The organism is Streptomyces sp. RKAG337 (assembly GCF_023701715.1).
GTDB lineage: Bacteria > Actinomycetota > Actinomycetes > Streptomycetales > Streptomycetaceae > Actinacidiphila.
In genome coordinates, this window is the sequence record NZ_JAJOZA010000001.1 from 3,870,053 (window position 1) to 3,883,599 (window position 13,547).

At 71.8% G+C, this 13,547-nt stretch carries 8 protein-coding genes; 5 read left to right on the plus strand and 3 right to left on the minus strand.

The annotated features are described in order from the left end of the window. Nucleotides 1–157: 157 nt before the first annotated feature. The 4 genes from LNW73_RS17215 (at nt 158) to dacB (ending at nt 8,247) form a co-directional block, all read left to right on the plus strand. Nucleotides 158–1,501, plus strand: coding sequence for a mannosyltransferase family protein (locus tag LNW73_RS17215; protein WP_250990525.1), 1,344 nt, complete (start codon nt 158–160; stop codon nt 1,499–1,501). Between the two features lie 360 nt (nt 1,502–1,861). Continuing rightward, nucleotides 1,862–3,661 carry a SpoIIE family protein phosphatase gene (locus tag LNW73_RS36690; RefSeq protein WP_374118270.1) on the plus strand — a complete coding sequence of 600 codons (1,800 nt, stop codon included), beginning with the start codon at nt 1,862–1,864 and terminating at the stop codon, nt 3,659–3,661. A gap of 282 nt (nt 3,662–3,943) precedes the next feature. After that, the gene (locus LNW73_RS17230; protein WP_250990526.1) at nt 3,944–6,433 is read left to right on the plus strand and encodes a SpoIIE family protein phosphatase; all 2,490 of its coding nucleotides are present in this window, start codon (nt 3,944–3,946) and stop codon (nt 6,431–6,433) included. A 197-nt stretch (nt 6,434–6,630) separates the two neighbouring features. After that, nucleotides 6,631–8,247 carry a D-alanyl-D-alanine carboxypeptidase/D-alanyl-D-alanine endopeptidase gene (gene dacB, locus LNW73_RS17235; RefSeq protein ID WP_250990527.1) on the plus strand — a complete coding sequence of 539 codons (1,617 nt, stop codon included), beginning with the start codon at nt 6,631–6,633 and terminating at the stop codon, nt 8,245–8,247. A 198-nt stretch (nt 8,248–8,445) separates the two neighbouring features. Here dacB and LNW73_RS17240 read toward each other — a convergent pair whose 3' ends face one another. After that, nucleotides 8,446–11,130 (minus strand): ATP/GTP-binding protein, encoded by a 2,685-nt coding sequence (locus tag LNW73_RS17240; protein WP_250990528.1) that lies wholly within the window; start codon nt 11,128–11,130, stop codon nt 8,446–8,448. 241 nt (nt 11,131–11,371) lie between these two features. Between LNW73_RS17240 and LNW73_RS17245 the strand changes: the two genes are divergently transcribed. Then, nucleotides 11,372–12,190, plus strand: a complete 819-nt coding sequence (locus tag LNW73_RS17245; protein ID WP_308407678.1) for a serine hydrolase domain-containing protein — start codon at nt 11,372–11,374, stop codon at nt 12,188–12,190. 54 nt (nt 12,191–12,244) lie between these two features. Here LNW73_RS17245 and LNW73_RS17250 read toward each other — a convergent pair whose 3' ends face one another. Both LNW73_RS17250 and LNW73_RS17255 read right to left on the minus strand, forming a co-directional pair. Next, on the minus strand, nt 12,245–12,655 hold the full coding sequence (locus LNW73_RS17250) for a hypothetical protein (RefSeq protein ID WP_250990530.1): 411 nt from the start codon (nt 12,653–12,655) through the stop codon (nt 12,245–12,247). A 28-nt stretch (nt 12,656–12,683) separates the two neighbouring features. Then, on the minus strand, nt 12,684–13,547 hold the full coding sequence (locus LNW73_RS17255) for a heavy metal-binding domain-containing protein (protein ID WP_250990531.1): 864 nt from the start codon (nt 13,545–13,547) through the stop codon (nt 12,684–12,686).

A 13,547-nucleotide genomic window follows, 5' to 3' on the forward strand; every position in this document is an offset into this window, starting at 1 on the left:
GCCGACCGCTGTCCGGCCGACCGCTGCCCGGCTGATCTCCGCCTCCTCCCGGACCACCTCCTGAACGAACCGGTCGCGCCACCGGGCGATCCCGCATGCCCGAAAACGCCCGCAGGCGCCCTCCTGCCCCCTCCCGCCCCACCGTCTGGAGCCGAACATGTCCGTCGTACCAGCCCCGCGGACGCGGGAGGCCGAGGCCGAAGTGGGCCCGCACCGGCTGCTGCCGTCCCCCGGACGGGGTGAGAGCCGCCGTCCACGTGAGCACCGTCCGCGTGAGCACCGTCCACGTGGGCACCGTCCACCGGCGCCGGGACCGGGACCGGCGCGTTCGGCCGCCCACCGGCTGCTCGCCTCGGTCAGCGCCAACGACCGGACGGTGCTCGCGCTCTATCTGCTGACCCGGGCCGGCATCTGGATCACGGCCTACTGCACCGGCTGGCTGTTCACCGGGGACGGCCGCGCCAAGGAGGCACCGCCGCTGCTCTCGCGGTGGGAGCAGTGGGACTGGTCGTACTTCGTCCGCATCGCCCAGTACGGCTACTTCGGCGGCCCCGACGGGTCCGGCTCCGCCCCACCGGACAACCGCGAGGCGTTCTTCCCCGGCCTGCCCCTGCTGCTCCGCGTCGTGCACACCGTCGTGCCCGACTGGACGGTGGCGGGCCTGCTGATCTCGCTCGCCGCCGGGGCCGTCGCGGTCCTGGCCCTCGCCCGAATAGCCCGCCTCCACCTCGCCACCACGGAAGGTGTCCCAGGTCAGGGCGATCCGGGGGAGCACGCGGTGTTCTTCCTGCTGCTCTCGCCCTGCGCGGTGTTCCTGGCCGTCGGCTACACCGAGGCCCTCTTCCTGGCCCTCGCCCTGCCCGCCTGGCTGGCCGCGAAGAAGGGCCGCTGGCCGCTGGCGGCGGTACTGGCCTGCTGCGCCACCACCGTCCGGATCAGCGGACTGTTCCTCGCGGCGGCCCTGGCCGTCGAATTCCTGACCGCCACCGGCCTCCGCGGGCGCCTGCGCGCCCTCCCCTGGCTGGCCCTTCCCGCGGTGCCGGCCCTCGCCTACACCTGGTACCTGCACGCCAGGACCGGTGACTGGATGGCCTGGAAGCACGCCCAGGAACGCGGCTGGTACCGGCAGTTCCACACCCCGTGGGAGGCCTGGCGGAACACCTGGGACTCGGCCTTCTCCCACACCCAGACCACCGGGTACGCCTTCATGTTCCGGGCCGAACTCGTCGCGATGGTGGTCGGCCTGCTCCTCCTCGTCCGCCTCCTGCAACGGCGGCGGTGGCCGGAGGCCGTCTACATCGCTCTCACCCTCTGGGCGCTCGGCACCTCGTACTGGTACATGTCCATCCCCCGCGCCACCCTCCTGTGGTGGCCGCTGTGGATCGGACTCGCCCGCTGGACCCTCCACCGCCCCTGGATCCGTACCGCCTACGTCTGCCTGTCCGCCCCCCTGATGACCGTCCTCGCGGTGGCCTTCACCTCCGGCCGCTGGGCCGGCTGAGGGACACGCCCCGGGCCGCCGGCGCCACCTCGTCGCGGTCGATCGCCACGAGGTGATCCATCGTCAACTTCCCCAACTCGTCACCGTGGTCGCGGCATCGGCCGGCACCGATCGAGGGCCCCGGCCGGATTCCCGGTCGGGGCTTTTATCTGTTCGGCCTCAGGATCATCCAGATGGGGACGATCCGTGCTGATGTCCTCTACGATCGCGAATCCGAACGCCCGAGGGCGTCACGGTGCACTGACGGAGTCCGCCGGGCACATTCAGTCCCCGAGCCCGGCCGGCCCGGAGTAGGAGGCAGCTTTGGCGCGAGACACCCCCCTGCTGGCCGTGCGCGGAATCTCCAAACGGTTCGGCGCCGTGCAAGCCCTGAGCGGGGTCGACCTCGAGATCAGGGAAGGCGAGGCGGTCGGCCTGGTCGGCGCCAACGGGGCCGGCAAGTCCACCCTGGTCAAGGTCATCGCCGGGGTGTCGCCGCCGGACGGCGGGGTGATCGAGTGGAAGGGCCGGCCGGTCGACCTCAGGACGCCGCTCGACGCGCAGAACCTGGGCATCGTCGCCGTCCACCAGGACCTGTCGCTCTGCGACAACCTCGACACCGTCGGAAATCTCTTCCTCGGCCGCGAAGTCCGCCGGTTCGGCAGGCTCGACGAGGTCGAGATGGAGAAGCGGTGCCGCGCGCTGCTCAACGTGCTGTCCGTCCGGATCCCCAGCCTGCGCGTCCCGGTCGCCTCGCTCTCCGCCGCGCAGCGCCAGGGCGTCGCCATCGCGCGTGCGCTGCTCGGGGAGCCGCAACTCGTCGTCCTGGACGAGCCCACCGCCGCGCTGGGCCCCCAACAGGCCGCCGTGGTCCTCGCCCTGGTCCAGCGGCTGCGGGACCAGCGGCTCGGCGTGCTCCTGGTCAGCCATGAGATGGAGGAGGTCCGCGCGGTCACGGACCGGGTGGCGGTGCTGCGCGTCGGCCGCAACACCGGCTTCTTCGACACGAAGTACACCACCCAGGAGCAGATCGACTCGGCCGTCACCGGCAACCAGGCCATGGCCGTCACCCTCCAGCAGAGCCTGCTGCCGCACGGACTGCCCGAGCAGGACGCCCTCGACGTCGCCACCCGCTATCTGCCCGCGCGGGCGGGAGTCGGCGGCGACTGGTTCGACGTCATCCCGCTGCCGGGCGCCCGCGTCGCGCTGGTCGTCGGGGACATCGTCGGGCACGGCATGCACGCCGCCGCCACCCTGGGCCGGCTGCGGACGGCGGTGCACAACTTCTCGATGCTCGACCTGCCGCCCGACGACCTCCTGGCGCACCTCGACGACCTCGTGAGCCGGATGGACAAGGACGACCTGGCGCCGGGCACCGGAACCCCCGCCGCCGGCGCGACCTGCCTGTACGCGATCTACGACCCGGTCTCGCGGCGCTGCGAGCTGGCCCGCGCCGGCCACCTCCCGCCCGCGCTCGTCCACCCCGACGGAACGGTGGAGTACCTCGACGTGCCGGCCGGCCCGCCGCTGGGCCTGGGCGGCCTGCCCTTCGAAGCGGTGGAACACGAACTGCCCGAGGGCAGCAAACTCGTCCTCTACACGGACGGCCTGGTCGAGGACCGCAGCCGCGACATCGACGTCGGGCTCGACCTCCTCCGCACCGCCCTGGCGGGCGCCGACCGCGATCCGGAGCAGACCTGCGACGCGGTGCTCGACGCACTGCTGCCCGCGGAACCGAAGGACGACGTCGCCCTGCTCGTCGCCCGGGCCCGCGCGCTGCCGGAGGACCGGATCGCCCGCTGGTCCGTACCGTCGGAACCCTCCGCCGTCTCCGCCGTACGGGCCGCGGCCGAGCGGCAGCTGGAGCAGTGGGGACTGGACGAACTGGCCTTCACCACGGAGCTGATCCTCAGTGAGCTGATCACCAACGCCATCCGCCACGCCGCGGGACCCATCACCGTCCGCCTGCTGCTGGACCGCAGCCTGATCTGCGAGGTCACCGACACCAGCAGCACCTCCCCCCACCTGCGCTACGCGGCCACCACGGACGAGGGCGGCCGCGGCCTGTTCCTCGTCGCCCAACTGGCCGAACACTGGGGCACCCGCTACACCACCGCCGGAAAGATCATCTGGTCCGAACAACGCATCCCCCGGAAGCCGGGTCCGGGCGCGAGCCGGTGACGTGGAGTGACGGCCGGTGACCGTCGGCGCCGGCGTCCGCGGGTGTTTCGCCTTGACACCCCTGGTGGGCGGGCGTACAGAGAAGAGATGCGCCAGGGTGTGCCGGCGGACCCGCGAGGGACGCAAGTGACCGGCAGTACCGAGGCGACGCGCACCGGGATCGGTCCCGATGGTGTCCGCCGTTTTCGGCGCGGGCCCGATCCGCCGGAGTCCCGTCAGGCCCCGCCTTCAGCACCGACACCACAGGCCACGGCGGACGGCGCTGCGACACCACAGGCCTCGGTGGACGGCGCCGACCGTGCCCGCCCGCCCGCGCCTGCCCAGGAGCGGGACGAGCGGGACGATCTGCTCGCCGCCGCCGTGCGGAAGGTGCTCAGGGACACCGATGCCTACTGCGGCATGGTGTATCTGCGCTCCCGTGACCGGCGCTCGCTCGTGCTGAGCACCGTCGCCGGCGTTCCGGTGTCGGCGCTGGGATCGTTCCGCCGTATCTCCGTGCGCAGTCCGCTGCCCGCTCCGATGGCCTACCGCACCGGCCGCAGTGTGTGCCTGTCGGGGACGGAGGAGACGCTGCGGCGTTTCCCCCAGCTGCTGGTGGGCCTGCCGTACTCGTTCGCCTCCGTCTGCGCGCCGATCGTCGCCGGTCAGGAGACCTTCGGGGTGCTGTGCGGGCTGTGGACGCCCTCCGCCGTCGGGCTGCCGCCGGGCGCCCGCCGGCACCTGCGGACCGCGGCGAACCGGCTGGGGGCCCTGCTGGCGGAGCTGGCCGCCCGGGGGGACCGGGTGGAGGGCGGGGGCGACACGGCGGTGATCGAGCTGCCCACCACGTCGGCCACGGCGATCCGGCTCGGGTTGTTCGACTGGAACCTCGCCACCGGCACCGTCACGGCCGACGACGAGCTGTGTGCGATCTTCGACTGGGCCGCCGGCCAGTTCGACGGCCGGGCCGAGACCCTGGCCGCCCGGATCCATCCGGAGGACCTGCCGGGTTTCTGTTCCGCCGCCCGCAGGGCGCTGGTGGACGGCCGGGGCCTCGCCACGCGGCTGCGGGTGGCGGCCGGACCGAACCGGTCGCGGACCATCGAGGTGCGGGCCAGGGCTTCCGAGACAGCTGCTGGTCAGGACCGTGATCATCTGTTCGGCACCGTACTCGACACCGGTACGGGAGCGGCCGCCGCCGAGGCCGTGGAGCGGCTGCGGCAGGGCATCCTCTCGCTCGACCCGGACGGCCGGATCACCTACGCGAACCTCGGCGCCGAGCTGCTGCTGGGCGCCCATCGTGAGGAGATGCTCGGACGGCAGCTGTGGGACTGCCTGAGCTGGCTCTCCGACCCCGCGTACGAGGACAGCCACCGAGCGGCGATGATCTCCCGCCAGTCCACCGCGTACCTCGCCTGCCGCCCGCCCGACCGGTGGCTGGCCTTCGCCTTCTACCCCGACGCGCACGGGGTCACCGGCACCGTCGTCCCGGCGAAGGGGCCCCCGGAGCACGACGGTCCGGCGCCGCAGCCGACCGAGGCCGAGCAGACCCCGGCCGCGGCCTTCGGGCCGTCGACCCCAGCGCGCCGCACCGGCGTCGGGGCCATCTACCGCCTGCTGGAACTGGCCAGCACACTGACCCAGGCCGTCACGGTCCATGAGGTGTGCACGGCCGTCGCGGAGCAGATTCTGCCGGCCTTCGGCGGCCAGGAGCTGGCGATCTACGTCGTCGCCGGGAACCGGCTGAACCTCGCCCACCAGGTGGGCTACCCCGAGGAGTTCCTGGACCGCTTCGAGGGCACGCCGATGGGGGCCCGGCTGCCCGGGGTGGAGACGCTGAGCACCGGTGCGCCGATCTTCTTCGCGTCCGTCGACGAGCTGTCCGGCGCCTACCCCGGCATACCGCTGGACGAGATGTGCGCCTGGGCCTTCCTCCCGCTGATCGCCTCCGGGCACCCCGTCGGCAGCTGCATCCTGGGTTTCGACGAGCCCCACCCGTTCACGTCCGAGGAACGCGGTGTGCTGACCGCCCTCGGCGGTCTGATCGCCCAGGCGCTGGAGCGCGCCCGGCTGTACGACACCGAGTTCGCCCTCGCCCGCGGCCTGCAGAACGCGCTGCTGCCGCACCGGCTGCCCGAGGTGTCCGGTGTCGCCATCGCGGCCCGCTATCTGCCGGGCACGCAGAGCATGGAGATCGGCGGGGACTGGTACGACGCGATCGTCACCGCGCAGGGACTCTGCCTGGTCATCGGCGACGTCGAGGGCCACAGCGTGGCCGCCGCCGCCACCATGGGCCAACTCCGCAGCGCGGTACGGGCCTTCGCCACCAGCGGCTGCGAGCCGAACGAAGTGCTGGTCCGCACCAACCGGCTGCTGGCCGATCTCGACCCCGGCCTGCTCGCCAGCTGCTGTCTGATCCAGCTGGACCGGACCGCGGGCCGGGCCCGTATCGCACGCGCCGGCCACCTCCCCCCGCTGCTGCGGCACGCCGACGGTCACACCGACGTGCTGGAGTTCGCGGGCGGCGCCCTGCTCGGCGTCGATCCGCAGGCGGAGTACCCGATCAGTGAACTGGTGCCGCCGCCGGGATCGGTGCTCGCCCTGTACACCGACGGCCTGGTCGAGGAGTCGGGGATCCCGATCGACGAGGGCATCGACCGGCTGCGGGTCTCGCTCGCCCACGCCGACGCGAGCTCGCTGGAGGAACTCGCCGACCGGCTGCTGACCGACGCCCGCCTTTCGACGCACCGCGCGGACGACGTGGCACTGCTGCTGACCGCGTTCGACGCCTAGGGCCTGTCGTCCGGATCTCCGCGGCGTCGCCGCGCCCAGCACGCACTGGCGATAACGCTGGTAATAACACCGCGCAAGCGGGTGAACAGCGCGCTGCAACGTTCGACGACCGACCTCCGCACGGTATGCCTCCCGGTGCTGCTCAACTGATCAACCGTCAGAATTGGCTGGTGCGCCGGCCCTGCACTGGAGGGTTCATGAGATCGATTCCGCGAGGCCGACGTACCTGGGCCGGCATCGTCACCACGGTGACGGCCACGATGATTGCCACGGTCGCGACGGTCGGTGCGGCGGGCCCGGTACCCGCGCACCATGACGACCTCAGCCCGGAGATCAGGGCGATCATGGACAAGCCCGCCTATGAGCACGCCCAGTGGGGCCTGCTCGAGGTCGAGGGCTCGACCGGACGCGTCGTCCACTCGCAGTACCCGGACCAGTTCTTCATCCCCGGTTCGACGGGCAAGCTGGTCAGCGTGTCGAGCGCCTGGCACGCGCTGGGCGGCGAGCACCGGTTCACCACCCCGGTGCAGGCTCTCGGCCGCCGGACCGGCAGCGTCCTGAACGGCTCGCTGGCGCTGGTCGCTCAGGGCGACCTCACCATGGGCGGCCGGACGAAGCCGGACGGCTCCGTCGCCTACACCCCGATCGACCACACCTACGCGAACGACGTTCCGGGCGCCACGCTCACTCCCGAGAACCCGCTCGCGGGCCTGGACATGATCGCCCAACAGGTGCGCAGGTCGGGCCTCACCAAGGTCCAGGGCGACGTCGCCATCGACTCCCGGATCTTCTCCACGGCCTCCGCCCCGCAGCTGGACCCGCTCCCGACCCCGCTCATCATCAACGACAACGTCATCGACCTGCTGACCACCGCGACGACCCCCGGCCGTCCCGCGCAGCTCAGCTGGCGGCCCCAGGTCGCGCCCTACCAGGTGACGTCGACCGTGAAGACGGTCGCGGCGGGCGGCACGACGAACATCGTGGTCAACGCCTCACCGGACGGCACCCGCATCAGCCTGTCGGGGACGATCGCGGCCGGCGCGAAGCCGGAGCTGCGGATCTCCGCCGTCCAGGACCCGGCGGCGTTCGGGCGCACCGCGCTGATCGAGGCACTCGCCAGGGCGGGGGTCACCGTCACCGCACACCCGACAGGACCGAACCCGTCCGGCCTGCTGCCGCGTTCCTACGCCGGCACGCAGCGCGTCGCCGCGTACGTCTCGCCGATCTTCGCCGAGTACACGAAGCTGATCTTCAAGGTCAGCCACAACCTCGGGGCGAACCTCACGATCTGCCTGATGGCCGTCTCGACGGGCAGCCACGCATGCGGGGACGGCTTCGCCGTGATCAACAGCTTCCTGCGCCAGGCCGGCATCGACCCGACCCAGGTACAGATGCTCGACGGCCGCGGCGGCAACCCCAACGACCGGGTCACCCCGCGCGTGGAGGACGAGATCCTGCACTACTGGCAGGGGACCGAGGAGGCGAAGCGCTTCCGTGAGGCGCTGCCGATCCTCGGGGTGGACGGCTCACTGACCTCCGTCTGCGAGGGATCCCCCACCTGCCCGGGCAAGGGCAAGGTATGGGGCAAGCCCGGCACCTTCGCCGGCTTCGACGCCGTCAACCAGCGGGCCACCGTCGGCGCCTGGACCCTCGGCGGCTACCTCGCCGCGGGCCACGGAAAGCTGAACACCTTCTACATCGCCATGACCGGCGCCTCCGCCCCGGACATCAACGGAGTCCTCGCCATCGGCAACGACGTGGCCCGGATCGCCGGCCTCCTGCAGCAGGAGGCGGAGGCCAGGAGCCACGCCTGACCGCTTTGCCAGTTCGCCGATTCGCTGATCAACCGGTTCACGGTTCACCGGTCACCGGTTCGCCGCGTATCCGGCCGGTAGGGATGCGGCACACGACGAAGGCCCCGGCCGGACACCATCCGGCCGGGGCCTTCGTCGCATGGCGCTGCCTGTCGACGCAGGTCACGGGTCACGGATTGCGGGGTCGCGGGTCGCGGGTCATGCCGGAGGCCGTCCCGTGCCGATGCGGGTGCGGCGTATCGCGACCAGGCTGCGCCAGCGTTCGCGGGTTCGCTGCTCTCCGTCGATCCACCGGGCTCGCGCGGTGTGCGCGGGGAGCGGGAGACCGGCCATGAAGTGTGCGATTTCGACGTAGTAGGCGTAGTCGCCGCTCCGTGTGAGTTCGCGCAGGCGGACGATCCCGGAAGCGAGGTCGTCCCGGGCGTCGAGAACCGCATGGTGGAAGCACAGGGCCAGCTGGAGTTTGGCCGCGGCGTAGGAAATACCGGAGACATCGATCTCGACGAGAAGAACGGCGGCGCGGTCCGGCAGGTCCGCGGCGTACCCGGCGTCGCGTACCAGTGCGGCGATGCGAGCGGTCATCTCGGTGGAGCGAAGGCTGAGAGGTGCCAGGAGCCGGGTCGCGAGGTCGAGTTCATCGTCGGCCCGGAGGGGGTCGGCGAACGCGACGGCGAAGGCGAGATGGGCCTGGGTCATCGCGGTCTCGCCGGCCGCTCCGTGCTCTTCCGCTTCGCCGCGGTTGGCCAGGTAGGCGGCAGCGGCCTGTTCCATGTCGCCCTGCACCCACCACACGTCCCCCAGCACGCGCCGGCTCCGCCCCTCCCAGCCCAGCCTCCCGGCCGCTTCCACGGCTGCGGGGAAGTCTCCGGACAGTCGGCTGAGATGTGCCAGGCCGCGTCCGGCGGCCAGGACCAGCCGGCCTCCGGCGGAGGCGACGCGCTGCATGCCTCGGCGTGACTCGTCGGTCAGGCCGATGTCTCGCTGGGCCTTCGCCAGGTAGTACGTGGCCAGTTCGACCAGGTCATCGGGGAGCCGTCCCGACGCCAGGACAGCGGTGAGCCGGTCGGCCGTACGCTCCCGGTGCTCAAGATGGCGGCGGGTGATGGTACTGAGCGTTTCCACCAGGGCGTCCGCGGCACTCTGCCGGCCGCTCGACGAGGTTTCACCCGCGGCAGGGAAGGCGAGCGGTTCCCACAGGGAATCCGCCACGTACTGGAACGAGGCATCGGCGAGCCAGTCCAGTTCGAGGTCGAAGTCCCGTGCGAGGAGCAACCCCTGCTGGAGGCAGCCGACCAGGACGGCGCGGTCGCGTCGCGGATCCTGGCGCCACTGCGCTCCCAGGGCGCGGAAGGCGCGCCGGGCCGCGCGCCGCCAGTCCTGCTCCGACCAGCGGTCGTCACTGCCGTCGTCCGCGTTGCGAATGGCGGAGCGGATGAGGTCATGGACATGGAAGGGCCATACGCCGGAGGCGGATTCCCGGATGAAGGGCCGCTCGGTCAGCCGCAGGGCGGGCGCGTCGTGGTCCATGCCGGCGACCTCGGTGGCCAGGGCCACGGAGAAGGCGCTGAGCAGGCTCACCGACCGCAGTACCTGACGCTCCTCGGCGGTCAGATCGCTGAGCGTGCGGGCGATCAGGGCGGGGAAGTCGTGGTCGAAGTCCGCGACGTGCGGCTGCCGGCCGCCGCGCCGGATTTCCAGGTAGCGCATGACCGACAGATCCAGGTGCAGGGGCAGCCCGTGGGAGCGCTCGGCGATGATCCGGCGGACCGGTTCGTCGATCAGCGGCCGCCCGTCCCGGCTGAGCCTGCGGGCGAGGTAGTCCTCGCAGTCCTCGCGGGAGAAGTCGCCGATCAGGATCTGCCGGCCGGACGCGTCCGACCGGGGATACGCGGCGTCGCCGGGGACGAGGCCGGGCCAGGCGTTCGGACCGGCCCAGTCGAGTTGCCCTTCCACGGCCGTTTCCGCCCACTGGAGGCGGTTGCGTCCGGTGACGACGAAGAACGCGTTGGGCATCAGCCACACGATGCGCTGGAGCAGGAGCTCGAAGTCACGGTGGGTGCGGTCGCCGGTGTCCTCGAAGGTGTCCAGCAGGATCACGGGCACCGCGCTCCTGTCCGCCGGGAGCTGGGCGAGGTCCCAGGCGAGGAGGTGCGGGTAGAAGCTGAGGGCATCCAGGTCGGGCTCCGCCTCCAGCAGGTCGGCCAGCCGGGCACAGCCGGCGAGGGCGCGCACGGACTGACGCCGCTCACGCAACGCCCCGACCAGTGCCCCGACCCCGTGGCCGAGCGCCCCGCCCACGGTGCCGGGCAGGAGCAGGGCCTGGGCGACGTCGCCCAGGGCCGACTGCATCTGTTGAGGCAGCGCGGCAGCGGCACTGAAGCGGCTGAGCAGCCCGCCCCGGCGCAGATAGTCCTCGATCGGCTCGCCCGGGTGGTTGTGCTCCCAGTAGCGGCGCAGGGCCAGGTCGAAGGCGGGCATCGGCCGGCCGAGCGCGGCGACGGCGAGGCGGATGGTGAGGATGATGCGCTCGAAGTCCGTGCCCGCGGAGCGCGCGAGGTCGATACGGACGGGCAGCGTCCGCTCCTCGGAGTGGAACGGTGAGTCCCACTGCGCGGGGCGGTGCTCGCTGTGGGTGAGCGATGCTTCGATCTTGCGGGAGAGCGTGGACTTCCCGATGCCGCCCACACCGTGGAAGACGAGGACGTTGCGGCGGGGACTCTCCAGGTCCTCCACGTCGAAGCCCGTGCCGCTCACCTGCCGTAGGTGCTCCGCGAGGCAGGTCGTCACCGCCTGCCACTGCGCCTGCCGGTTGGTGAACGCCTCATTCGCGGAGATGCTCCGGTCGTTCGAGGTGAACAGCGTTCGAAGATCCCGCCCTGCCACGGCTCGCCCCCCTGACGATCAACTGGAGCCAATCTATGCTCCCTTGAGGACAGCCTGACAAGGCCTCATTCAGGCCTCGGCCACGCGACCCGCACGAACAGCGAAAGCACGACAGCGCGAGTACGACAGCGCGAGTACGACAGCGCGAGTCGGACAGCGCGAGTAGGACAGCACGAGTGCGATCGCTCCCGCAGCGTTCATGAAACGGACTTCCATCACTGTGCGCCCCATACCCACCTGCGTGTTGAGCAGCAGCGCTCCGCCCTTCGCCGAGGGCGGGCACGACCCGGACCGGTTCGTGGAGATCGGTTCGTTCACCAAGGTCCTGACCGGCACCGTGCTCGCGCGGATGACCGCCGCCGGCCTGCTCGACCTGGACGATCCCGTGGAGCGCCGGCTCAACCGGGTGCCTGCGGGCACCGGAATCACCCTGCGGCAGCTGGCCGAGCACACCTCGGGTCTGCCCCGGCTGCCGCCCGGCCTGTCGCGCGGAGACCCGTACGCGCCCTTCGACCAGGACGTGCTGTCGGCGCTCCTGAGCCGTCTCGACTCGCTCACCGTCAGGCCCGCCGGGCAGGCGGAGGAGTACTCCAACTTCGGTTACGCCGTACTCGGTGCGGCACTGGTCGCCGCCGCCGGCCGGCCCTACGAGGAGCTCGTACGGGAGCACGTGCTCGACCCGCTCGGCGTCCACGAGGTGACGGCCCGGCCCCCCGCCGACCGGCGCCTGTGCGCCACCGGGTGGTTCGGCCGGGAACGGGCGCCGTGGACGATGACCGGAGCGATCCTGCCCGCGGGAGGAATGTGGGCCACCCCGCGCGCCACGGCCGACCTGCTCACCGGCCTGCTCCTGGACCGGACGCTGGGTCCTCCCGCACTGTCATGGCAGTCGGCCGGCCCGCTGAAATGGCACAACGGCGCGACCCGCGATGCCTCCGTCTTCGCCGGAGCCTTCCCCGAGACAGGCCGCTGGGTACTGGTCCACCGACTCGGCGGAAGCTCCGACGGCACCGATGAAGCCGGTGTGGAGCACCTGAGGAAGGCCGAAGCCACGACGTGAGGCCGTGAGGCCGTGAGGCCGTGAGGCCGTAAGGCCTGAGGCCGTTCAGGCCGGTCAGGCCAGGAAGCGCTCGACGGCCTCGCGGGCACGGGCGTTCGAGGCCGCGGCGGCGGCCAGCGCCTGGGCCAGGGCGTCGATCCACTCGTCCAGGCCCACCTGGCGCCGCGAGAGCACGATGCCGCGGACCTCCTTGCAGATCTCCCCGACCACCACGGCCCGGTCCACCCGCAGCGCGAGCCGGCGCTCCCCGAGGGTGACGTCCAGTCCGGTGACCGACCCGTCGCGCCCGGCCATCCGGTCCGCGACGGAGCGCTTGCGCTTGACCTGCACCGCGCCGGGCGGCAGCGAGTCCACCAGGTTCACCGACAGCACTTCGGCGTAGAGGTTCAGGTCCGCGCTGTCCCGGCGCAGCGCCGCGGCCAGCAACTCCACTTCCCGCTCAGGCACCTCAGGTGTCTCAGGCACCTCGGGATTCTCAGGGTTCTCTGGATTCTCAGGCATCGAGGCTCAGCACCATGGTCGGCCGGTCGATGACGTGGTCGTCGCGCAGCGGCCGCACCGCTGTCCCGATCGCGAAGAACTCGGTGGTGTGCGCTCCCCAGGTATGCGAGTGCTGCCGCAGCTGGACCGCCACGATCCCCTCGGCGTCCAGGTCCTCGGCCTCCGCCTGCATGCGGCTCATCGCGAGCTCGCGCGCGTCGTAGAGCGCCTGGGTGAACGGCTCGATCTCGACGTTGCGGCCGGAGTTGCTGAGCACCTGCGCGAAGCGCTGGTGCGCCACGTGGTAGACGCACGACCCCATGACCATGTCCAGCGGCGCGTATCCGGCCCGGATCAGGGTCCAGAAATCCTGGCCGGACAGGTCCGAGGTGAACGGCTTGCCCTTGTTGTTGAGCCAGGTCCCGCCGGGCCCCGGGTCCGCGCCGTCCGCCTTCACCGCCGTGCCGATCGCGATGAACTCGGCGACGTCCGAGCCGAACTCCTTGAACTCGATGTCCAGCCGCACCCCCACGATCCCGTCCGCCCCCAACGCGCTCGCCTCCGCCTCCATGCGGCTCATCGCCAGCTCGCGTGCGTGGTACATGGCCTGCGACAGCTTGGTCAGTTCCTGGTTCTTCGACCACCGGCCGAGCTGGATGCCGACGTGGTAGACGGAGGAGCCGAGGACCAGGCCGAGCGGGCGGAAGCCGGCCTCGCGCACCAGCAGGAACTCGTTCACCGTCAGGTCCGACGTGAAGATCGAGCCCTTCTGCCCCGGCTGGAGCTGTGCGAGCCGCCGCATGGCGTCCTCCGGCACACCCGCCGCGGCCAGCCGCGCGGCGTCCCCGGCCGTGTCCTGTCTGGGCAACTCAGTCAT

What these genes read in the sequence shown, in the direction of transcription:
- LNW73_RS17215 (WP_250990525.1), top strand. Translation starts at nt 158, where the DNA reads ATGTCCGTCGTACCAGCCCCGCGGACGCGGGAGGCCGAGGCCGAAGTG.
- dacB (WP_250990527.1), top strand. Translation starts at nt 6,631, where the DNA reads ATGAGATCGATTCCGCGAGGCCGACGTACCTGGGCCGGCATCGTCACC.
- LNW73_RS17255 (WP_250990531.1), bottom strand. Translation starts at nt 13,547, where the DNA reads ATGACTGAGTTGCCCAGACAGGACACGGCCGGGGACGCCGCGCGGCTG.